15 protein-coding genes and 3 pseudogenes are annotated in these 21,403 nt (G+C 59.3%); 8 read left to right on the forward strand and 10 right to left on the reverse strand.

Annotated features, from left to right (window positions below):
- Positions 1-49: 49 nt before the first annotated feature.
- The 3 genes from AC0L2X_RS25615 to AC0L2X_RS25625 all read right to left on the reverse strand — a co-directional run bounded on the left by AC0L2X_RS25615 (position 50) and on the right by AC0L2X_RS25625 (position 4,035).
- Entirely contained in the window at positions 50-2,209 is a 2,160-nt protein-coding gene (locus tag AC0L2X_RS25615; RefSeq protein WP_473600544.1) for a S46 family peptidase, read from the reverse strand.
- Positions 2,210-3,157: 948 nt separating this feature from the next.
- Positions 3,158-3,463, reverse strand: a complete 306-nt coding sequence (locus AC0L2X_RS25620) for a hypothetical protein (protein ID WP_473600545.1) — start codon at positions 3,461-3,463, stop codon at positions 3,158-3,160.
- Positions 3,464-3,786: 323 nt separating this feature from the next.
- Positions 3,787-4,035, reverse strand: coding sequence for a DUF6074 family protein (locus AC0L2X_RS25625; protein WP_473600546.1), 249 nt, complete (start codon positions 4,033-4,035; stop codon positions 3,787-3,789).
- 579 nt (positions 4,036-4,614) lie between these two features.
- Between AC0L2X_RS25625 and AC0L2X_RS25630 the strand changes: the two genes are divergently transcribed.
- Complete coding sequence (locus AC0L2X_RS25630) at positions 4,615-4,719, forward strand: DUF982 domain-containing protein (protein WP_473600547.1); 105 nt, start codon at positions 4,615-4,617, stop codon at positions 4,717-4,719.
- 44 nt (positions 4,720-4,763) lie between these two features.
- On the opposite strand, the gene AC0L2X_RS25635 is transcribed toward AC0L2X_RS25630, so the two are convergent.
- From AC0L2X_RS25635 to AC0L2X_RS25645, 3 genes are all read right to left on the reverse strand, one after another.
- Positions 4,764-4,985: an FMN-binding negative transcriptional regulator gene (locus AC0L2X_RS25635; protein WP_473600548.1), complete on the reverse strand. Its 222-nt coding sequence runs from the start codon at positions 4,983-4,985 to the stop codon at positions 4,764-4,766.
- Positions 4,986-5,095: 110 nt separating this feature from the next.
- A complete protein-coding gene (locus AC0L2X_RS25640) occupies positions 5,096-5,998 on the reverse strand; it encodes a dihydrodipicolinate synthase family protein (protein WP_473600549.1) in 903 nt (300 codons plus the stop codon).
- A gap of 40 nt (positions 5,999-6,038) precedes the next feature.
- Positions 6,039-7,277: a trans-sulfuration enzyme family protein gene (locus AC0L2X_RS25645; RefSeq protein WP_473600550.1), complete on the reverse strand. Its 1,239-nt coding sequence runs from the start codon at positions 7,275-7,277 to the stop codon at positions 6,039-6,041.
- A 218-nt stretch (positions 7,278-7,495) separates the two neighbouring features.
- Between AC0L2X_RS25645 and AC0L2X_RS25650 the strand changes: the two genes are divergently transcribed.
- Positions 7,496-7,777 carry a hypothetical protein gene (locus tag AC0L2X_RS25650; protein WP_473600551.1) on the forward strand — a complete coding sequence of 94 codons (282 nt, stop codon included), beginning with the start codon at positions 7,496-7,498 and terminating at the stop codon, positions 7,775-7,777.
- A gap of 1,424 nt (positions 7,778-9,201) precedes the next feature.
- Positions 9,202-9,885, forward strand: a complete 684-nt coding sequence (locus AC0L2X_RS25655) for a transposase (protein WP_473600552.1) — start codon at positions 9,202-9,204, stop codon at positions 9,883-9,885.
- 56 nt (positions 9,886-9,941) lie between these two features.
- Here the strand turns inward: AC0L2X_RS25655 and AC0L2X_RS25660 are convergent.
- Positions 9,942-10,336 (reverse strand): annotated as a pseudogene (locus AC0L2X_RS25660) (M16 family metallopeptidase); the annotation flags it as partial.
- A gap of 744 nt (positions 10,337-11,080) precedes the next feature.
- Between AC0L2X_RS25660 and AC0L2X_RS25665 the strand changes: the two are divergent.
- The 3 genes and pseudogenes from AC0L2X_RS25665 to AC0L2X_RS25675 all read left to right on the forward strand — a co-directional run.
- Positions 11,081-11,293 carry a cold-shock protein gene (locus tag AC0L2X_RS25665; RefSeq protein WP_095777381.1) on the forward strand — a complete coding sequence of 71 codons (213 nt, stop codon included), beginning with the start codon at positions 11,081-11,083 and terminating at the stop codon, positions 11,291-11,293.
- A gap of 211 nt (positions 11,294-11,504) precedes the next feature.
- Complete coding sequence (locus AC0L2X_RS25670; protein WP_473600553.1) at positions 11,505-12,338, forward strand: prephenate dehydratase; 834 nt, start codon at positions 11,505-11,507, stop codon at positions 12,336-12,338.
- Positions 12,339-12,393: 55 nt separating this feature from the next.
- Positions 12,394-12,565, forward strand: a pseudogene (locus tag AC0L2X_RS25675) (SIS domain-containing protein); the annotation flags it as partial.
- A gap of 181 nt (positions 12,566-12,746) precedes the next feature.
- On the opposite strand, the gene hemN reads toward AC0L2X_RS25675, so the two are convergent.
- Positions 12,747-14,081: an oxygen-independent coproporphyrinogen III oxidase gene (hemN, locus tag AC0L2X_RS25680; protein ID WP_473600554.1), complete on the reverse strand. Its 1,335-nt coding sequence runs from the start codon at positions 14,079-14,081 to the stop codon at positions 12,747-12,749.
- A gap of 687 nt (positions 14,082-14,768) precedes the next feature.
- Positions 14,769-15,233, reverse strand: coding sequence for a Ros/MucR family transcriptional regulator (locus AC0L2X_RS25685; RefSeq protein WP_473506306.1), 465 nt, complete (start codon positions 15,231-15,233; stop codon positions 14,769-14,771).
- Positions 15,234-15,787: 554 nt separating this feature from the next.
- Between AC0L2X_RS25685 and AC0L2X_RS25690 the strand changes: the two genes are divergently transcribed.
- Positions 15,788-16,825, forward strand: coding sequence for a cytochrome-c peroxidase (locus tag AC0L2X_RS25690; protein ID WP_473600555.1), 1,038 nt, complete (start codon positions 15,788-15,790; stop codon positions 16,823-16,825).
- 1,464 nt (positions 16,826-18,289) lie between these two features.
- Here AC0L2X_RS25690 and AC0L2X_RS25695 read toward each other — a convergent pair.
- A pseudogene (locus AC0L2X_RS25695) lies at positions 18,290-18,839 on the reverse strand (transposase); the annotation flags it as partial.
- 1,452 nt (positions 18,840-20,291) lie between these two features.
- Here AC0L2X_RS25695 and AC0L2X_RS25700 point away from each other — a divergent pair.
- The gene (locus tag AC0L2X_RS25700) at positions 20,292-21,164 is read left to right on the forward strand and encodes a hypothetical protein (RefSeq protein ID WP_473600556.1); all 873 of its coding nucleotides are present in this window, start codon (positions 20,292-20,294) and stop codon (positions 21,162-21,164) included.
- The last annotated feature ends 239 nt before the right edge of the window (positions 21,165-21,403 follow it).

The raw sequence follows: 21,403 nt of genomic DNA on the forward strand, positions 1-21,403 counted from the left end.
TTCTGGCTGGCTGAGGCCGACGCGTGCGCCTACCGCCAGACTACCCCGCTCAGGAGCGCGACGCTGGCAGCACTCCCATCTCCTTTAGCAACCGGCCAGCGCCGTCAATCTTGTCCATGGTCCAGAGCATGAAGCGACTGTCGACATGGATGCTGCGGCTGCGGTCCGCGTCGCGCCCCCAGTCAGCGATTACGCCCTCGAGCGTGCCGTCGAAGGCGAGACCCACGAACTCGCCGCGTCCGTTCAGCGTCGCCGAGCCGCTGTTGCCGTTGGTGATGTCGGCGGTGGACAGGAAGTTGACCGGTAACGTGCCCAGCGCCGGCGCGACATAGGGTCCATAATCCTTGGCTCGGATCGCCGCGATAGCCGCATCTGGAGCATCGAACTCACCCTTGCCCGTTTCTTTGGCCAGAAGTCCCTCGGCCGTGGTGAAGGGCGTCCAGATCTGCCCGTCGCGTGTTCGCCCCGCCACCTTGCCCCAGGTGATGCGCAGCGAGCCATTCGCGTCGGGATACATCAGCCGGCCGATTGCCTGCTGGTAGGCACGCTGGCCGTGCATATAGATGGCGCGAGCCGCCTGAGTGCGTCCAGCGCGGTCCTTCGCAGCGTGCTCCGCAGCTATGTCGCCGGGATAGAGAGCGACCGCCAGCTTGATGAAAGGGTCCTCCGACGCCTCGAAGGCAGCAGCGGGCTTGTCAAGCCAGGCGAGCCGCGTTGCCGTGTCTGCGAGCTTGGTGTCTGCATAAAGTCGGTCAAGGCCAATTTGGCCCAAAGCGCTTTCGAAAGCAGTATCGCGGTCCTTTGCATCCAGCCAGCGATATTCGTCGAGTGCGGCCTCGAACAGCTTTCGATCGATGTCTGGCAAATAGGTGCGCTCGATCTGCGTCAGCTGATCCGAGATTTCTCTACGGTCACGATCCTGAAACCCGCTTTCACGGTCTTCATCGGCCTTCTCGCGCTCCTTTGTCCAGCGATAGAGAATGCGTGCCGATGACAGTAGTTGCGCGCGATTGAGCAACGCCTGGCGCAGCCTCGCCAGCGAAGCCCGGCTATTCTCGCCCACCATCCCGTCCAGTTCGCGGATTGCTCCGTCAAAGCGCGTCTGCCGCACGGGATACTCGGCGACCCAGGCGCGAAAAGCTTTCTCCTCGATGGCCTTGCGCGCGTCGAGGCCGATCGCGTCGGCGCCGGCTAGATCGCCCGCCAGCTTCTTCCTGTAGTTTTCCACGCCTTGCAGGATGGAGGCGTAGCGGATCTGCGCTTCGCGATTGCCTGCCGTGGCTTGGTTGATCTGAGCGGCATAATCCGAGAGCAAACGCTGAGACAGTGGTTCGTAGTCGGCGAAGTTGAACCGGACTTCATCGGCGGTGAGGAACCGGTGCGTTGCGCCGGGAAAGCCGGCGACCATCACGAAATCGCCTTCTTGGACGCCTTTAGAGGCCATGCGCAGCCAGCTCTTCGGCCGGTAGGGCACGTTGTCGCGCGCATAGGGCCGGGAGGAACCATCAGGAGCGACATAGGCGCGATAAAAGCCGAAGTCGCCCGTGTGGCGCGGCCACATCCAATTGTCCGTTTGACCGCCGAAGTTGCCGATGCCGAGCGCGGGCGCGTAGACGAGGCGCACGTCCTCAATTTCAAGCTTCTGCTGGAGGTAGTAGAAGGCGCCGCCATAATAGGGCCTCACGTCGCAGCGGCGATCGGGCTGTTCTTCACATGCAGCGATTAGCGCCTTGCGATTCGTGTCGAGCTGCTCATGGCGGGCAAAGCCGCTCAGCGTGTCCGAGACGCCCCTAAGCATCTCGGCGGTCACATCCCGCACATCCTCGATCACATAGATGCGGCTGGCGGGCGCGGCGGGTAATTCTTCACCCAGGCTCCTCGCTAGAAAGCCGTTGGTTAGATAGTCTTGGCTCTTCTTGCTGTTGTACTGCATGGATGGGAACACGCAGTGATGATTGGTCGCGACCAGTCCTTGCGGGCTGACGAAGGAGGCGGAGCATCCGCCCAGTGATACGATCGCGTTAAGCGGGGCAGCATACAGTCGGCTCAGCTGCGCGGGATCGATCTGGAGCCCATCCGCCTGCATGGCCGCGCCCACTTCCGCAGTCTGGCCCGGCATCCACATACCTTCGTGCGCCGACGTAGCGGTGACCGTCCAGAGCAAGTTCATGGCAGTTGCTTGGGCCAAACATTTCAAATTCGAGTTCATGCTGATCTCGCTCCCATTCTATGTATTGTTCTCCGCAGACTGGATTGATGAACTATTGGGCTGGCCGGCGTCCGCAAGCGATTGCGCGGCAGCCACTGCGTGAAGACTGATTGGACGGTCAACGCAATGACGCTCCCCCTCACATCGGATCGGTTCGTTCAACGTTTGCGGATCATCCGTTGCACCGATCGTGCCAAGGGAACAAAGCTTTCAACGACCCAAATGGTAAGCTGCCTTCGATGTCCGACCTCCGACATTTGGTTGGAGACCCGACACCCTCGTCCTCGCTAGCGACGAAGCCCGCTGCCGAACGGCCGTCGCCTGTCCATAATCTTGAGAGTGCGTGCTATCGTTTCTGTTAAGCATGCAGTGTTGCGCCAGGGCGAGGTGCGAGGAGTGCCCGGACTTCACCTGGCCGCAAATCCGCTCGGCGCTTGGCGACAATCGTGCGAATAACCCGGCAGACGATGCCGGAGCAGTGCGTTCAAGCCGAGCGGCGTCTCAAGCTCCTCACGCGGCGGGCTCGCTGCTGTTTCCGTGTGGTATCTGGGTCGAGTGCGTGCCGACTGCCACCGGTCAAAGCCTTTCCTGGCAGTTGCAAACGTCTGCCTCTGCGGCAAACTCCACCTAGCCGTATAAGCCGAAGACCATGCGGCATCTGATGCATTTCCTTGCTGGTGTTCGCCGATCGGGAAGTGGAGCGACGATCTGCGAATATTTGAATCGCTGCTGGATAGGGGCGGTTTCGGAACTGCTCAGCCCCCGTACCACGTTGCCTTTTACGCGAGTTTCGAAGCACAAATGGCAAACGCGCGGGAGGCAAGATGTCAGCCTTCTGGCGCGTTCAACAGGGTTTCCAACCGTTGGACGCTCTCGATCACCAAGTCGAAATTCGGGACGAGTCCGAAGATCATGGCGCTCATGGCAACATAGTCTCGCCGCAAAGCGTCAATCATTCCCGTCATGTGGCAGCAGGGAAAATGTCGGCGGCTCCGCAGTCGCGAGGTCGTAGTCCTTGCGATTGAAAAACATGCGAGCATGAGGCACGCAGTCGGCGCCAAGCTCCATCTTCGCGATCGCCCGGCGGCCGGTTTCCGATTTCATGAGCCGATGAATGTCATTGTAGTGGCGCGAGATCCGTTGGCCGTCACCACGCAGTTCGCCGCGACGCTCAAACCAGCGACGCAGGTCGTCAAAAATCACGGCCTTATCCCAAAAGGTCCGCTCTGGATCGACCGTGGTGACATTGGGCACGCTCAGATCGAGACCTGGCGCATCTTCATCGAGTTAAGGTCGAATGATCTGCGGCGTGTTCGAGTCGAGTGCCGACTTCGCGCCTGACTCAATCTTCACTGCCGGACGGGCATACGTCTCAACTCGTCGTCAGCTCGTACCTGAAAGTCTTCCAGCGACAGTCCCGTGCGCTCTGCGCGGCAGCTAGCAATTCAGTCAAGGCCGCCGCCATCGGTCCCTGGATATAGGCGCCGCAAGAGAAGCTTACAATTGACGGATGCAATGATGCTACCCTCGGCGAAGCCCCGGGGTTGTTCACGCTACAATTCTTCCGTGAGCCGATGCTATTGTGCGACTTTCGCAGACCGGGTGGCTATATCGCCTAAGACAGCACGGAGAAGCATTCCAATTTCCTGTTCGGCGAGCCCCGGTGCAATTCCTAATTGGGACAGTTGGACGAGAATTGTCTTCACGGTGCTGCGCCAGAAGGCATTGGCGTCCTCCCCGTTCTTGGATTCCAGAACCCGGGCGATACCTTCGACCAATTTCCGCCGACGATGCAGCGGAAACGCGCTTATGTTTGAGTCACCCATGGATCACCTCACGCCTTCAGTCTCGCGATTAAGCATTGGCGGGTTAAAAAATTTCGTTAACGCGCTATTTTCGGACAGAGGCCAACAGTGGAATAAGGGGCACGCTATTGCCCAATGCGCGGTTGATCCAGAGTCTGAGGGAGCAATCTGAACGTTGTGAACGGAGGGGGTCTGTAAGTGCAGCGCGCGACGCCTTTTCAGCATTGCGAATCGCGCCGTATGCTGGAGGATGCAGCCTCCGCCAAGCAATGACTCCCTGACTGCAGGCGGGCAGAGGAAAAGAGCGAGCCTAGGCTTCTGCGGCTCGTGAGGCTGGCGCGGGGCTGGCCAAGAGGGCATTGTCTCGACATTTCACAGTTCGCAGCGGAACCGGCTCGGCTCCGGCAAAGAAGACGAGCTCGGCCTATTGACCCACGAACGCCTGAGGGGCGGAGAGATGACCGGCTTGCAGAGATTTGAGAGGGCGGTCGTTGTTCAGGTTGGCGGCCGCAGCTCAGAGCGTTTCGTATTCGATGTCAGGAGGCGGCCGCTATCCTGCTGCGTGATCTTCATCGTCAGACCGAGAAACGGACGGTAGCGATGGACGCCTGTTTGCAGGTACTGCGTTGTGAGGCTCATCCACCAGCTGCTCGAAAAGCTTTTGTGGCAGCCGCGCTTGAAGCAAAGATCCTGCGCAGCGATTGATGCTGTTTGCACGTCGAGGCTTTGATACTTAGGGTTTGCATGTGCTACGAGCTAGTCCATGTCGGCACCTGTTTGTGGAACCCGTGCTTGCTCGTGTACCATTGCGGAGAAATGTAGACGTCGGAGGCCCGGAACATGACGAGCACCTCCTCGCCGATCCCGCCAGACCGAGTCGATGCGTGCAAGTGGCTCGAAGGGCGCCAAATTCTCCTGCCGAGCTGTCGCGTTCGAAGGGAATGTGATTGGCGTCCAGTCCGTCGAGCCATGGGTGATCAGGACGCCGAGCGCGTGTTGTTCTCGATCAGATCGTAGAGAACCTCTCGGCTAGGTTCCAGTAGTACATGTTCTTACCTTCAATGATTTGAAGTCTCGGGGCTTACGATCCGGTATCTGATCCCAGACGGGCCAGGGCGCCGGCGAGCTGGCGCTTCGCGGCAGCGGGAAGCGGCATGATTGGCCGTGGGGGCTCTGCGCGACAGATGTCGAGGAGCTCGGCGAGCGCGTAGACGACGCGAAGGCTCGAAAACAGGTCAAAAAGCTCCCACAGCGGGGCCAGCGTGGCGTCGATCCGGTGTGCTTCTGCGTAATCGCCGTGCTGAGCGGCTCTGACAATTCCTAGGCAGGGCTCGGGCAAGATGCCACCGAGGACGCTGTACCATGTATCGGCGCCGGCGATCATGGCCTCGGCGGCGTTCGAGTCGCCGCTGTAGCCGATCGAGAAACCTTCTGGCACGATTTTTTTCTGGTGCGCCAGATGCCGTTTGATGGCATCGCCCCGGCCGGTTGAGTTTTTGATAGCGAGGATTTCAGGCAGCTGTGCCAGGCGCCCGACGAGCGCTGGCGTGAAGCGAAAATGCGTCGTTCCAGGATTGTCGTAGATCACGATTGGCAGACCGCTTTCGCGCGCCACTGTAGAAAAATGCTCGAAAACTTCGTCGTCGGTGAGCGGAGTATAGGAGACGGCCGCGAGCAAGCCAGCGGCTGCGCCGAGGGCCTTCGCGTCACTTGCATATTTTACCGCCTCGTCAGTGCGCAAGGCGCCCACGCCCGCCACGAGCGGGATCCGTCCACCCGTCTCGTCCAGGGCCTCGGAAAGCGCGCGGCGGCGTTCCTCGCGCGAGAGATACATATAGGTGCCGGTGCTGCCGAGCAGGCCGATGGAATCCACGTTTGCTGCGCAAAGCCGTGCAATCAGCTTGCGCAGCGCCGGGGCATCGACGTGGCCGTCAGCGTCTCCCGGCGTGATTGGGAAGGCGGAAAGGCCGCTCAGGAACGCCATGCTGAAACTCCCGTCGTTGGATTGGGTAAAGCGTTGGGCATTAGACCGCGTCCAGTGCCTGCTGCAGATCCGCGATCAAATCGGCGGCGTCTTCGAGCCCTACCGACAGGCGCATGAGGTCGTCGCCAACTTCATCAGGCAAATGCGCGTCCTCGCGAATTGACTTGCGCGAGCGGGTCAGGCTTGCCGGATGATAGATGAGGCTGTCTGCGTCGCCGAGGCTGACCGCCCGGGTGACTAGCTTGAGCCGGTCCATCATACGACGCGCGCCTTCGAACCCTGTGTGGAGGCCGAGAGCCAACATGCCCGAGCCCTGCGACATCTGCCTACGCGCGATCTCATGGTCGGGATGAGAGCCGAGAAATGGATAGCTCACCCAAGCCACTGCCGGGTGCGCCTCGAGCGCCTGAGCGACCGCAAGCCCGGAGGCACTGTGACGTTCCATACGCAACGTGAGCGTCTTTAACCCGCGCAAGATCAGGAACGTCGACATTGGCGAGAGCGCTGCCCCTGTGACATAGCGCAGGCCAGTTTCGTGCAGCAGGTGTAGTGTTTTCGCATCACCGAGTATCGCGCCGCCCAGCACATCGCCGTGGCCGTTGATGTACTTGGTCAACGAATGGATCACGATGTCAGCTCCGAGTTCCAGCGGACGCTGGAGCGCGGGCGAGGCGAAGGTGCTGTCGACCGCGACTTTCACGCCGCGCGCATGGGCGTGTTCGGCAATGGCGGCGATGTCGAGGATTCGGCTCAGCGGGTTGATCGGCGTCTCAAAGAAAACGAGCCGGGTCCTGTCAGTGATGGCGCCATCGAGATTGCTCGGGTTTGAGAGATCGACTGCAACGACGTTGATGCCAAACCGCGGCAATCCCTGTTCGACCATGGCGAGCGTGTTGGAATAGATCGTCTTGTGGACAATCAGTTCGTCACCTTGCGAAAGCAGCGAAAGGATCAGCGTGCCAAAGGCCGCCATCCCCGAGGCGACGACCAGCCCAGCTTCGGCTCCTTCGAGATTGGCAAGCCGTTTTTCGAGGATCTCCGTCGTCGGGTTGTATTCGCGTGCGTAGAGTCTTCCGCCAAGCGCTGCGGCCGCCTCGTTTGCTGCCACGCTTTCAAATCCGTAGGTCGAGGTAAGAAACACAGGCGGCTGAACGGAATTGGAAAAGCCGGCCGGATCGTAGCCATGATGGATGGCTCGGGTGGCGAATGCTAGATCGGCGTTGTTCGAGGCCGGCGTTGTTGGTGCATCGGTTCCAAGTTGATCTTCGGCGCCGATCATCGATTTTGAGTCCTCTTGATTTGGGGGACAATGCCGTCACGCTCGTTCAGATTGAACGTCCAGTTGGCGATAAAGCAAATGGTCCAGTCTTCACGTGCCGCGTCGGCAGGTCGCTCGCCAGGCCTGGGCGCGCGCCAGATCTACGAAGCTCTTCGCAGGCAGATCCTGGCCGGGGTCTATGAACGGGGCGGTCAGCTGCCGTCGTCCCGTGGCCTGGCATGAGCTCGGCGTTTCGCGAACGCCGGTTAGCGTCGCCTACGACCAGTTGGCCGCGGGACGTTTCATCGACGTCGTTCAAGGCGCAAGGACTCGCGTTCGTCTTCGCTGGTCCGCAGCAAGGCCAGCAGCGCGGTGCCAAAACGGACCGGCCCGATGCAGTTTGCGGCTACGGCGAGCGACTGCGCGCCAGTCCGCCATGGCCTGATTACCTACCCGACCGCTTGAAGGTCGATTTCCGGTATGGCGACCTCGCGCCATCTGATTTCCCGGCGCTGACCTGAAGCGGGCGATGAACGCGGCGATGTCACAACCCGGAAGGCTAGGGTTGGTGGCACTCCCACTCACGCTGTTCCGCTTCGAACCTGGCGTAGTGCCTTTTGTTGCCATGACCCTCATTGCTTTTCAGACCCATCTTTCACACTCTGCACCCGCATCGGTCTTGGGCCGCTTCGATATGTCGTTGGCGACGACAAGGTCCACCGCATTCACGACTCGTTGGAACCGCATCACCAGCGCCGAAACTACGGCTTCTTTTCAACTATCTACGATAGGATTTTTTGCAACGGCATACTGGCCAAAACAGAACGAGTGGCCTGAAGTTGGCTCCGAGACCAACTCGAGCCGCTCACCGTGCGCGATTGCGTTTGTTTCCATTTGATCGACGTCGCTGGCGTAGAGCTAAAGTCGGAAGTGGTGGAAAGGCGGGGAATTAAACGAACGGAGGTTTACGCTTCGAATCCGATTGTTGAGGGAACCCATCAACTGCACCTGAAGGGGACGGATGATTGGCGCTGGATTTATCGGAGATGTAGGACCTGGAACTACGCAGTGTGCAATGCTCTTCGAAGCGCATTCAGGCACAGCGAGGTTTTTAAGATCTTGCCTGGGAATTGCAGACGGCCGTGGCTCTATGAGTCTCGCCCGCGGAACCGGCCGCGGACAGGTTGTTAGAGTCCAGATAACCGGTGATGCCTAGCGCGAGCGATGAAGATCCGACGATGGCATCCGATCCAATCGCGATGCCGAAACCAACACCCTGAGCGGCAACCTGGCCACTCTGGCCTTCGACATCCACATCACTGGCGAGCCGGTAGAAACACAAACCCGAAGGCTCCGGTGTATCGCCTCTATAGCAGGACGCCGCGCAACCGCCGGATCGAGATCGGCGGCATCTGGAAGAAGAGGAACCAGAGCGGCGGCGACCACTGCACCCCCCAGGAGGCTTCGCCAAATTGAACGCGAATCTCGGCGTTATCCGGGGCAGGACGGCCGTTGCGCTAGCGCTGGCGAGGGCACGGCGAGAAAGCGTCGAGCAACACTGAGAGAGGTCGGGGGCACAGAAGGCGTGCAGGCCCGCAGTCCCGAGTTAGCCTTACGGACACGCGCTCCGGGACCGAGATCGGAACGGCGCTCTGGAGCAGCTTCTCTGAGTGTGGATGCAAGCCGTCGATGTACTATCGGACACACCGGGAAATAGCTTTGCATGCTGCCAGGTTTGGGGGTATCGACCTCCTCGTCGATGCCGAGATGGCGTAGTCTACCTGCTCACAGGCTTCATAGGAAACGGTCTGTTCAGGGTGTGCTAGCCAGCAGGCTTGCTTGCGTCGTCGGATGCATATAGCTCGGGCGACAGAAGAAAGCCCAGACGTTCATTCGTCGTCTGCCGCGACTTCCGCGTAAATTCGTGTCCAACAAGGAAGAAACTATGAGGCGGCAGACCCGACCGTTCACGGTGGAGATCAGACAGAAGCGCAGTTCTCAAAAACGGGGTGGTTCCATCTGGAGCGATGTCGATCTCTCCGCAGCAATGGCCGAGACAACAAGGGAACTCCAGGAGATGGAGTTGCCAAATGGTCGCCTTATTGACTCTAGTGCCGTAGCGCTTGATGCTGAACATATGCACAAACCGCGAGCGGAGCATCTTATGGCAAATCCCTTGGAAGCTGAATCAGTAAGAACTGCAACAGAACCGGCAGCGAAAGTGGAGACGCCTGAAAAGAAGAAAGCCCCCCGGTCGCGGAAGGCGAAGGCTGAGCCTAGGCAGCCTGCTCGGAAGAATGCCGCCAAGACGGCGCCTCAGGCGCAGGAAGGATCAGCAGCGGCCGTGCGGACCGGACGGAAGATTTACTCTGAAAAGGAGCGTGCCCAGATGCTCGCCCAGATCGAGAAGTCTATTAGCGGCGGCGCCAGTCACAAGGATGCCGTAAAGCAGGCCGGCATCTCGGAACAGACCTACTATAAATGGAAGAAGGCTGCGCCGCCTGCATCGGATGGTGACAATCTGAAGGACCTCCTCGCGCTTGAAGAAGAAAACAAGCGACTGAAGAGCCTGCTCGCGGAACGCTTGCGCAAGGAGAACGCGGAACTGAAGAGGAAACTGGGGCTGTAATAACGCTGAATCGCAGACCGGAGCGGATACGTATTCGTCGTGGACGCTATCCGAGCGCTCATCATCTGCTCCAACGCCGAGGGCGCCACTCCTTCGTAGAAGGCGGTATAATGGTAAGAGGGAAGGCGTTGTGCGAGCCGCCGATCTCGGCCACCGCGCAGTCCAACCCGTCGGCGGCGTGATTGGCCGTCGCTTTGAACATCAGATGCTCGAAATAATGCGCGATGCCGGATTTCCCCGGCGGCTCGTCGGCGCTGCAGATTTGTAGCACACCATGCGAGTGACGATGGGCGCGGGGTGATCGGGGATGACGACCACCTCCATGCCGTTATCGAGCAGTAAATTCGTTGCCTTGATGTCATCGGTGGCAAGCCAGAACCGGAGCGGTGGTCACAAACGCCACAGCGGTCGCAAAAAGTGTCCCGCACAGCCGGCCAGACCGAAGATTTATCGATGCCTTCGGTTGTGGTGACCGGGCGGTGGGCAAGGTTCGAGGCGAAGGGAGTTGTCCTCATTTTGAAGGTTCCGCGTCCTCCTCGGCCTCACTGGGAGCAAGTGGATCAGTGGACAGAGCCGGGCCGGGATGAGCCCTCAGCATGCTTCCAGGCCGGCTCGAGCGTTATCCTTGAGTCCGTGGGGGAAGGTGAGGCGGCAATTTTTTTCGGTGGGAGATCATGGACTCTCCTGGCTTTCGTGACGTGTTTGCCATGACCGCGCACGAGCCGTGCCAAATGGCAAAACCCTTTCGGCAATATAATTTATCGAATCTGCTCTGTCCGACATTGTCGGATCTGACACGGCGAATGGGAATCCCTTGCCGCTCTACAAGGTGGCTAGGTAAACTACTCGTCGGAGAGCGACGAATGTGGTGGCGTCAGCGCGCCGCAGCTGCTGGTCGTCAGGGTACCCTTGCTTACATGTAGATCGCAGATCCCGCGATAGGGCTCCAAAACCAGTGATGGACGCGGTTCTGGAATTGCGGAGCGTTGCAGGATTCGCTTGATTTTTGAGCCATTCCGAGCGCCAGTGCGGGAGATGCTTCCGGCGAGAGTCGGTCATGGTGGGCCTTGCGAGCCGCTTTGCGATTGGAGCGGAGCTTTTGCAATTTTCGCTTTTGCTCCTCCTGAAATCTCGGATATGAAGCGGACTGGCTTATGGCCTGCCCACATCGAAATGGTTACAAAGGAATACGATTATGGCGACCGGAACGGTAAAGTGGTTCAACAGCACCAAGGGATTTGGATTTATCCAGCCCGACAATGGCGGTCAGGATGTTTTCGTCCACATTTCGGCTGTCGAACGAGCGGGCCTTTCGACCCTTAATGAGGGCCAGAAGATCAACTACGAGATCGAACAGGACCGCCGTACTGGCAAGTCCTCCGCTGGCAGTCTCAGCAAAGCTGGGTGAACTTTTCTGCTTCTGCCCGGCAACAGCCGGGCAGACGTGCCGCCGACCGGGGCAGCAGATTGGGGAAGCTGCCAATTCCTCCTGAAACAAGATGTTTGCGAGTGAAGAGGGGCTGGTCCCCGGCTTCTTATGTTCTGCACTCAGCCTCTCCACATGTGATTCTTCGTGGGATGTTGGGTCTGACGCACTCTCGATCGAGTGTGGCCGGAGAATGAACGAGCAATTCAAGCAGCCTCCAGCGATTGACACCTCCGGGATCAAGAGGGCCGGGTACATTGGCCCCGAGGGTACCTGGACACATCAAGCCACGATGGACATCTTTGGTGACCAGGTTGAACTCGTTCCGTTCAGCGACGGATTGTTCGAAGCATATGAAAAGGGCTGCGTCGACGCTGCATGCGCCCCAGCTACGACCTCTCTGGTCGGAACCACTCCTTACCTCGATCAAATCCTGAGCTTGAGGTCTCCCAGGATCATCGCGGAGTATCCGAAGGTCCTGAGCTACAGCCTGATTGCAAGCAGGGATGCGAGTTTCGCGACGATCACCAAGGTAATGGGCCATCCCGTAGCCTTGCAGGAGGTGGCCGCGTGGCTGGACGAGAACATGCCGAACGTCGAGCGAGAGAGCCGCATGGGAGCGACGTCTTTCGTGGCTGAGCAAAAGTCTCTCTCGATAGCGGCATTTGGTCCTGCACTTGGAGCCAAGCTGTACAATCTGCAGATCTTGCGAACAGGAATCGAAGAAGGGCTACATAACGTAACCCGGTGGTGGGTGCTTGGGCGCAACACTCCTGCGCCGACAGGATTCGACCGGACGACACTTCATCTCCGCGTTTCAGAGCAAAACCTCAGTTATGTACTGAACATGTTCTCGAAGGAAGATTTAGTCGTTCTCAACATCTATGAGCGTCCAACATGCGAGCGGCTGGACACCCATCAGTATGTCATCGATGTCGCTGGACACGTTTCGACACACCCGGCGCTGGCTGGGTTGGCGGCGATCGATGGCATTAGGATTCTGGGATCGTACCCACGTCTTTACTAGCTCATGGCCAGACTAACTATGGCTAAGCTAGTTTCCGCCCATCACGCCAAACCTGTTGATCGTCAGCACTGATGAAAAGGGGGCAGCCGAAACGAAACTTGACACGATGCAGACGGTCGTGCTGCGGGCCACAGACGAGATCATCCTGATCTTCTCGCTGTCGACACAGCTTCTTGCCTACCCAACGGCGGTAGTCATGGGGCACAGATGTCGAACAGCCGAGCAACTCGCAAATTAGTCACCTCGATGATTATGACGCGTTCATAGGCGGCAACGCTGGTCCATTCGGAACGCGAAGCACTTCAGGTGTCGCAGGGCCGCCGTCACTGGCGCCTGCGGTGATTCATGAGCGTGCCGTTTAGCACGATCGGTCATCCGTTGGACTCGCCTCACGCTGCTTGGATGTGCTTACGGGCGAACCCGGTCGAGAAAAGCATCGAATGCGGCAGCAACAGCGCGAATCAGGAAGCGATGCTCCTGCCGCACTCGGATGAAGCCTTTTTCGATGTCCACTATCCCGTCCTCAGCCAGCATTGCCAGCCGTTCAGCTGAACCGCGAAAACCGATCGGATCAAATCGATGGGCCGCACAGATTGCCGGCACATCGGCCTCCAAATCGCACATCAGCCGCTCGATGATTGCGGCTCGCACGCGGTCTTCGTCCGTGAGACGGTAGCCCTTTGACGTTGGCAGCCGGCCAGCTGCTATGTGCCGGCTGTAGAAATCCCGTGTAACCTCGTTCTGGACGTAACCCTCGCCGACGCGACTGATAGCCGATGTGCCGAAACCGATCAGGGTTTTGCAGGTGTCGGCCGAGTAACCCAGCGAGTTACGCCGCAGGCGACCGCTAGTCTGCGCCAGGATAAGTTCGTCGTCCGGCAAGGCGAAATGGTCGAGGCCGATCTCTTGGTAGCCGGCGGCAACCAGCGTCTCGGCCACGGCCGCGGCCTGTTCCGCGCGAGCAACGCTGTCCGGCAGGGCTGTCTCCTCGATCAGGCGCTGATTCTTTATGAGGGACGGTTTGTGCTCGTACCCGAACACCGAAAGCCGGTTGGGGCGCATGGCGACCGCCGAGGTCGCGGTCTGGACGCAGGACTGTACCGTCTGATGCGGGAGACCGTAGATCAGATCGAAGTTGATGCCGCTTACTCCATGCCGACGCAGCTCTTCGACGGCAGTGGCCGTCTGCGCCTGGCTCTGGACCCGGTTGATCGCTTTTTGAACAATGGGATCAAAGCTCTGCACCCCGAGGCTCGCGCGGTTCACGTTGGCTGCTCCCAACGCTTCGGCGATCTCGGCCGTGAACGTGCGCGGGTCAATCTCGACGGCGATCGTAGCAGATTTCCTGAACGCGAAGCGGCGGCGCAGGAGTTCGATCATGGCCAAAAACTCCGCCGGCCCGATAAGGGTCGGGGTTCCACCGCCGAAATGCACGTCGTTCACGGGCAGCCCCTGCGGCACTTGCTCCACGACCAAACGGATTTCGTCACGTACCGCCGCCAGATAATTGAGGATCGGCGCAGCATTGCGGGAGATGGTGGTAGGGAAGCCGCAGTACCAGCAAATCGATTGGCAGAACGGAATGTGGAGATAGAGCGACACCGAATCGTCAGCCGGTAGACCTCTAAGCCATTCCTCATAAGTTTCGGCGCCGACTGCGGCGGAGAACTCCGGCACAGTCGGATAGATGGTGTACCAAGGCAGGAGAGCTTCGCGATATTTTTTCAAGATAGAAGTCTGCAACAGTTTCTCTCCCAAACTGACAACTGTCCTCCTTCTACCGCTGCGATCTCCTGTGTCTCTGCGTTATATCAAATCCGTTCCGGTTTGGCCGCGAACCAGCGTTTGTCAACGAAAGGCGGAGTTAAGTGTCGTCCGGTCGAATCCTGTCGGCGCAGGGGTCTTGCGCCCAAGCACCCAGTCAACCTCAGCGCGTGATCCGCAATGCCGAGGTTTCGTCGACGGAAGATGGATTGACGCAGCAAACTCAAGTGCGGCTGACCAAGTTTGTTTCCGCCTGTCCGCCCAAAATTCGGAACTGACGCGGGCTAACTAGACTGCCGGGACCAGAGACATCAAGCCGGTCCCTTCGAGACGTATCTGACGGGAGAAGTCAAACTTGAGATCGACTGACGCGCTGGCAAGTCCTCGCTGGCAGCCTCAGCAGAGCTGACTGAATTTCTCCTGCGTCCGGGCAAGAGCCGGAATGACGCGGCACCTGCCGGATGTGCTGATGACTGCTGATAAGAGCGGGCGAGAACATGGATCGACCGGAAGGCCGAGGCAGCAGGTGGCTGCAAGCGGGCGTAAATTCCTTGTGAAGTCACGTCGTCTCCAAGAAGGCGGGAGTGGGCCCCCGCCTTTTTCACGTTCTGTACAGATCACGCCTGTTGCAGCCGCCCGCTCCAGAACGGATCTAGAAAGATGGTATCAAGCTGCGACCTTCTTACGGGTCCTATTCGGCGGCGTGTTCGTCTCTGGCTGTTTCGGTCTGCGGCCGAGCCCCATCGTCTTGGCCAACGCAGAGCGCGCGGCGGCGTAATTCGGCGCGACCATGGGATAATCCGCGGGCAGCCCCCATTTTGCGCGATATTCATCCGGCGTCATACCATAGTGGGTCGACAGATGGCGCCTTACCGATTTGAATTTCTTCCCGTCCTCGAGGCAGATGATGTAGTCCGGCGTCACCGATTTCCTGATCGGGACAGCAGGCTTCAGAACCTGCGGCTCTTCTGCGGAGACACTTCCGATCCTGCCTTCGAGTGCCGCGTGCACTTGGCCGATCAGTGCAGGGAGATCGCCCACCGGGACCGGATTGTTGGAGACATAGGCTGACACGACATCAGCGGTAAGCTGGATGAGGTTGTCGATGTTTTTGTAGGCTTCTTCTGTCATGAAACTCTCCGGGCGGATTGAACCTTAGTCGGCGAAGCGTCGCTTCTAGTGGTGGTCTCCGCTGAAAGCAACAAATGTCTCGACAGGACCATTCGATACCGTCCCAATATCGAGGTCTGTAGCGCCGTATCAAGCGGTTCGTGAACGCTGATCTGCGCGGTTATGGCTGTCCCGTAACTGGGTCAGTATTGACTTTCGTTCCCGATCTCGTCCCTTTGAATTTTGCAACAGCGAGAGCGGAAGACCCAGAAAGTGGTTCGATACCATCAGCCGTGCATCCGCTGGAGTACCAAACTTCGGCCGTAGAAGCACGTTGGCGTTGTCGTGGACCACGGAACCAACCAACCCCTCGGGCGAACAAACAGCGATGTTGCGCGCCCACCTCTTAGAATCCGCTATCGGAGCGATGAACACACCGTTGCGGTTTCTGCCGCTCCATGCCGTATCACGGCCCGGCCGGCAGGCCAGATTCTCTCGATCCGCTGATATAGCGCAAGGCGCTCGCGAACCGCATGTGGAGAATGGTTGCCGTGCACACCGCAAGGACACCATTTATGAAAATGCTATTCACTGCGATGGCTGTTGCCTTTCTGGCGGCCACCGCATTTGCTGCGCAACTGATCCCAGTAGATCTCAGACAAACGGCACTGGCCACCTTCAAGCCTTTGCCATCCAGGCCGGCGGTCGCCGACAACCCGATCACACCGGAGAAGATTGCCCTCGGCAAGGCACTGTTCTTCGATCCACGCCTCTCGGCGTCAGGCGTCATCTCGTGCAACTCTTGCCACAACTTGGCGACCGGAGGCGACGACAATCACGAAACGTCGATTGGCCATGGTTGGCAGAAGGGATGGCGCAACGCGCCGACGGTATTTAACGCCGTCTTTAACAAAAGGCAGTTTTGGGATGGTCGCGCCGCGGACCTGAAGGCTCAGGCCAAAGGACCGATACAGGCCGGTGGCGAAATGGCCAACACACCGGATCAAGTCATCGACACACTCAAGTCGATGCCGCAATATATCGAGTGGTTCAATTCGGCTTTCCCGGATGAAGCCGATCGCATTTCCTTCGAAAACGTGGCCAAGGCAATCGAAGCCTTTGAGGCGACACTGGTCACGCCGGCCCCCTTCGACGCCTTTCTCAATGGCGATGACGCCGCCATCAGTTCCGAAGAGAAACAGGGCCTGGCACTTTTCATCGAAAAGGGCTGCTCGTCTTGCCATTCCGGTATCAACGTTGGAGGCGAAGGGTATTACCCATTCGGCCTCATTGAGAAGCCTAGCGCGGATGTTCTGCCGGAGTACGACAAGGGTCGATTTGCCCTCACCAATGCAGCCGACGATTCCTATGTTTTCCGCGTGGCACCGTTGCGCAACGTAGCAATCACCGCGCCGTACTTTCATTCGGGCAAGGTTTGGGATCTAAGACAGGCCGTCGCCATCATGGGGACCACCCAGCTTGGCGAAGAATTGACGCAAAACGAAGTCGATCTGCTCGTTGCCTTCCTTAATTCGCTGACCGGAAAGCCCCCGGAGATAGCCTATCCCATCTTACCCACTGAAACGGCGACAACACCTCGACCTCAATTGTAGATCCTGGGAAAATAGACGATCGCGTCGGGCGCGTGAGCATTGGCTTGCCTATCGACTGGGCGAATCGCCACCAGCGCACCGTCATCAGATTGGGCCGCGGTACGTCGCCGGAAATAATGGGAGGCGCACGTGGCGTGAGCAATAACTTTGTACTCAGCCATGCTGGGTGAGGGCGAGGTCGGACAGCTGCTCGCCGAAATGCTGCTCCATGTCGTTTCGCTCGGAGGGCGGCTGGTTGGATGAGCGTGTACTGCAGCCCACCATTGACCCAATTCTTTGCAATCGTCCCACATTCAGGAGTTCTGGTAGTCGCGGCCGCCGCCCAGAAACGCAGCATTGCTGGTCAGGCCTCGGTCGACAGGGCGCGATGGCGCCACGGTGTTTTGTCTCAACACTTAGGTGTGGCAATGATTCCGCGTCCCTCAGGTAGGCTAGATGTGAGCAAGCGGCAAGGTGATCCCGTCACTCAGTGGCTTTCCAGTGTGAGTCCTTAAGGCATGAGGATCTGGTCGGGTTCGCGCCCTCGAGCCGCAGCGGCTGGTCACTGTGCGTGTATCGCCGGTCGTGCTGCGGAATCAGTCTTGTGAGTGTTTCCCTATCCTTCATCCCGACCGCTGTGGCCGGTCGGTGCTCTGCCTACAGCTAACACTGCAGAGCCTTGGCCGAAGCCGAGCTGCGCCGGGCAGTCGGAAACGTCTAGTCACATTTGCCAAGTGCGTGTTGGAAACGGTGATTCCGTGACACATTATCGCCATCCTTTAGCCGCGAGATCGTCCCAATCATCCACAAAATAGCCGGCGTTGCCCTGAGACGGTTCGGTCCGGCACCGGCTCAAACCAGCCCCCCGCTTAAGGTCAGTGCCGGATCGAACCACCCTGCTGCTCTTTTGAACGAATCAGGTGCGACGCCCGAAAAGCGGGCATCAGAACCAAGCTGATCCGCTCATGATCGATACTGGTCCCCAAATTGCACAGCCCGCCACAGACCTGCACAGCCACAATGGTTTGAGGCGGGCGTCGGCCGTCGGACTAGACGCACCTCGGGCCGGCACCAGGCGAGAGGAGGGAATCAGGAAGGCGACGCAAGCTCGCATCGGGCGAGCCGCTCACGCTGGTGCTCACACCGCGCCGCTCCGAATAGGGCCTGTCGTTCCGGTCAGCGGTTCAAGCCGGGCAAGGAGGCTGCCCGCAAATACGGAGCGGAGAACGGCTTCGAAGGCTTCATCTACAGACCCCTCTCTTTGGGAGGTGACACTTTCTGTGCGTCCTGCACCATCGAGGGGCGATGCAGGGTGAGGGATGCTGCAAGCAGAGGAGGTGATGTCGATGGTGCGCCTGCATCGATGCGGCTGAGGCGCGAAAGGGATTGCAAAGGAATTCGGTTGCGCGCGCAGTACGGCTCGCCGGTACCTTCGTGAGAGCGGGTCATCGCGTATTAAGGCCGCCCGCGTGAGTCGGCCCTCGACGGGGTTCCTCCAATGGCGTCGAAAGCCTGCATATGAGAGCGCAGCAGCGTCTGCAGGTCCCGGTGCATGACGTAGCGGGCGAAGATGTAGCGCGAGTGACCAAGCACGAGCGAGAACAGCCGGACCATGCGCATCCATGCCCGGCGTGTCAGTGAACTCGGGGACGAAGCGCGCGAAGTCGATCTGTGCTTGATGTCCGGCCGGAGCCTCAAACCGCACCTCGAAGGGACGCACCTGCTCCTGCGGTCGGACTGCGGCCACGAAACGCTTCACGGCGGTGTAGGCGTCATAGCCGCGCTCACAAATCCCGCGCCTCAGGCGCACGGCGCTCAGATCGGGAAAAGTTGAGAACCGTTCGCGCAGATAGCCGACAAAGGGCGCGATCTTGTTTGGCCGCCGCCTGTCCAGGGCCATAGGCCGGGAGTTGGAGCCTGCGCTCCATGTATTTGCAGACCATCTTGGGTCGCGGCATGTTCGCCCGGCGATCGCCGCCACGGGCGGGCCCTGACGGTGCAGATCCAATATGATGAGAAGTTCTCCTTGGACCACAAACGCCGCTCCGATTCCGATCAAATCGGAACGGACTATCGAGGCGGGAGCGAAAGTCGCCAGTTCCGGACAATCGTGGGCGGCAGCAGCGCCAACTAGGGAAATTTTCGATGCTCACAATCAGGGAATATTCCTCGCCCGATGACCGTGCGCGGTGGGCTACAGGCATTTTTGTTTCGAGGTGTGCCAGCGTGTGTCGCGGACGTCGGCGCGCGGTGCCGTCAGGGCGTCGAGGAAGTGGCTTCCGCCCAGGCCGGGAAGCCTGTCGCGATGACGACGGTGTGCTTCAGGTACCGGAACCGGCGCCCACAGCAAAGGGACATGCGTTTCCGTTGACCCGCGCCGGGGTAGCGCGATCTGCCTTCGGCAGACTGCTTGGCGCATCAGGTAGCGAGGTAAGTGCCGAATTCGCGATCGGTCAAGGCGGCAAGACTTGCTTCGCTGCAGTGACCGGCATCGGCTGAAGGGCGGCGACCCTTTGCCGAAAATGAGAATCGCGTCGATCCGGCGAGCTAATTCCGGCAACTACCATATTCGGCGAGGCCCACCGGGCGGCTGACGCCGCATATCTATACCGATCGCGAGATCGTCGCACTGCTGGACGCTGCGCGGCAATTGCAACCGGTTAACCTCCATAACACGGACCGACAATTCTTCGTTATGAGGTGTTTATAGGCGCTGCGGTCTGTTCTCATTCCGGTTGCAAGCAGCGCCGCCACAAATCATCTTGCTCCAGAGGTGGCGCTTTCTCGTTGAGAAAATCCGGCGGCACAGGGCATTGAAGATGTTGCCATTGCCTCTAGCGCCGCGATCGCCTCGCTCGATTCAATAGCCCGCGGGCAGGAGATACGGACCGGCACCGTCGCCAGCGCTGGCGCTGACTGCCGCTGCACGACAGGGGTGGCCGCGTCGAGGACGGGGCGCCATTGCGCGATGCCGTGCCGCCCACTCGCGGGAGCGATTTGTTTCCCCGGCGGACTTTTGCTCCTCGCCTGCGCTGGTTGGGTGGGAGATCGCGAATGGTGTCGAACCCCAACTGCAGCAGGAACGCCTTGGTGGTCGCATGGCACGGCAATGATATTAGCGCGGCGCTGTGCAAATTGCCGATGAGGTCGCGACTGATTCCTTGTCAAGGAAGGGAGGACAGCTCGGCGCGGGTGTTCGGCTGGAACTAGGCGATGGTCGTCATGGAAACGCTCGAGCATGCAGGCCCGCTCTCAAAGGAGAAGCTGCTGCGGGCGACATCATGCCCGGGTTGTCCAACGACGGGTAGGAGCAGGCGAAAGAGGCGGCATCGGCGTGCCATTCGTGCCATCAGGCTGCGAAACACGCATCGTCTTTTGAGGCCAATTTCAGCCTCTGCGAGACTACAAGTGTAACACCATATTGGTTTAGCAGATCAAGCTTCGGTGGTAACCTCATGGGTAGAGAAACGCCTTTGGAGGCCGAGCAATGGATCGCGATAACAAACCACGCGCAGCTGCAAGTTCATCCCGCAGCGTGGGGAACGCCGAGGAACGCCGTACCCTGCGTGACGTTCCAGATGGGCCATTGAACGATGTTGCAGAACGGCTAGTAACCGCTAACCCGCGCGATACAGCGCGAAATCTTGGGGGCTTCAAATCCCTTGGGACGCAAGAGCGAAAAGCCGTTCGGGGTGAACCTGGGCAAGAGTCTGACCTCAGCAGATTTGATAGGCGCAACAACCAGCTCGGAGGATCAGCCAACGTTCTGGTCGACAGATTGACGGCCGGATTGGGATTCAACTCGGATGATGTAGCATTGCTCCAAGTCAGAGCGGCTAGTAATGTAGGCCATTTTCTAGGGCCCCAGAAGCAGACTGCTCTTGTTAATCGCATTGGCAACATGGACCCAATGGAGCAAGCGCTTGGAGTTATGTTTGTGGCGCATAACTTCAGCAAGTTTAATGATCCAAATAAATCTCGCATTTTTGAGCAGGCCATTGAATTGGCTGCTGATCCTCATCAGGACCACATGGTCAAGGCGACCGCACAAAATGCTATTGTCGCCGCGTATCACCAGCTAGACGCAAATCAACAAGCGCAAGCTAACTCACTTCCCGACCTGCATGGCCTGTTGCAGAACATGCCTCCGCCGCAGCATGCAGCAGAGGAACGGAGTGCGAATTTGGACGGCCACATAGCAGGTATTGCGGCTTCAGTCCGTGATACAGTAGGCCCGCAAACCTCCTTTGAACAGCTGCGGCGGGGTGGTCAAGTCGGGCAGTCCATAAGCCGCGCCTACAATCACGCCCGCGAGGATCTAATGGCTGCCTCCAGAAGCAGAGATCGCTCTGGCCGTTGAGGTCTCGGCCATGGTAAGTGGCGCTTTCTCCCTGAATTCCGTTCACGGCCTTGCCATTTCCAATTCGCTGGCCGTTGACGTACCTGCTTTAGGGTAACTTTCAAAAACCACGTCTGCCGGGGGGGGGGGGGGGGGGGGGGGGGGGGGGGGGCCGCGCCCCCCCCGGGGGGGGGGGGGGGGGGGGGGGGGGGGGGGGGGGGGGGGGGGGGGGGGGGGGGGGGGGGGGGGGGGGGGGGGGG

It is taken from the genome of Mesorhizobium sp. WSM4828 (assembly GCF_055811175.1).

Excerpts from the sequence above, each read along its gene's own strand:
- AC0L2X_RS25615 (WP_473600544.1), bottom strand. The coding sequence starts at position 2,209 with ATGAACTCGAATTTGAAATGTTTGGCCCAAGCAACTGCCATGAACTTG.
- AC0L2X_RS25625 (WP_473600546.1), bottom strand. The coding sequence starts at position 4,035 with ATGGGTGACTCAAACATAAGCGCGTTTCCGCTGCATCGTCGGCGGAAA.
- AC0L2X_RS25630 (WP_473600547.1), top strand. The coding sequence starts at position 4,615 with ATGGACGCCTGTTTGCAGGTACTGCGTTGTGAGGCTCATCCACCAGCT.
- AC0L2X_RS25635 (WP_473600548.1), bottom strand. The coding sequence starts at position 4,985 with ATGGCTCGACGGACTGGACGCCAATCACATTCCCTTCGAACGCGACAG.
- AC0L2X_RS25640 (WP_473600549.1), bottom strand. The coding sequence starts at position 5,998 with ATGGCGTTCCTGAGCGGCCTTTCCGCCTTCCCAATCACGCCGGGAGAC.
- AC0L2X_RS25645 (WP_473600550.1), bottom strand. The coding sequence starts at position 7,277 with ATGATCGGCGCCGAAGATCAACTTGGAACCGATGCACCAACAACGCCG.
- AC0L2X_RS25650 (WP_473600551.1), top strand. The coding sequence starts at position 7,496 with ATGAGCTCGGCGTTTCGCGAACGCCGGTTAGCGTCGCCTACGACCAGT.
- AC0L2X_RS25655 (WP_473600552.1), top strand. The coding sequence starts at position 9,202 with ATGAGGCGGCAGACCCGACCGTTCACGGTGGAGATCAGACAGAAGCGC.
- AC0L2X_RS25665 (WP_095777381.1), top strand. The coding sequence starts at position 11,081 with ATGGCGACCGGAACGGTAAAGTGGTTCAACAGCACCAAGGGATTTGGA.
- AC0L2X_RS25670 (WP_473600553.1), top strand. The coding sequence starts at position 11,505 with ATGAACGAGCAATTCAAGCAGCCTCCAGCGATTGACACCTCCGGGATC.
- AC0L2X_RS25685 (WP_473506306.1), bottom strand. The coding sequence starts at position 15,233 with ATGACAGAAGAAGCCTACAAAAACATCGACAACCTCATCCAGCTTACC.
- AC0L2X_RS25690 (WP_473600555.1), top strand. The coding sequence starts at position 15,788 with ATGAAAATGCTATTCACTGCGATGGCTGTTGCCTTTCTGGCGGCCACC.
- AC0L2X_RS25700 (WP_473600556.1), top strand. The coding sequence starts at position 20,292 with ATGGATCGCGATAACAAACCACGCGCAGCTGCAAGTTCATCCCGCAGC.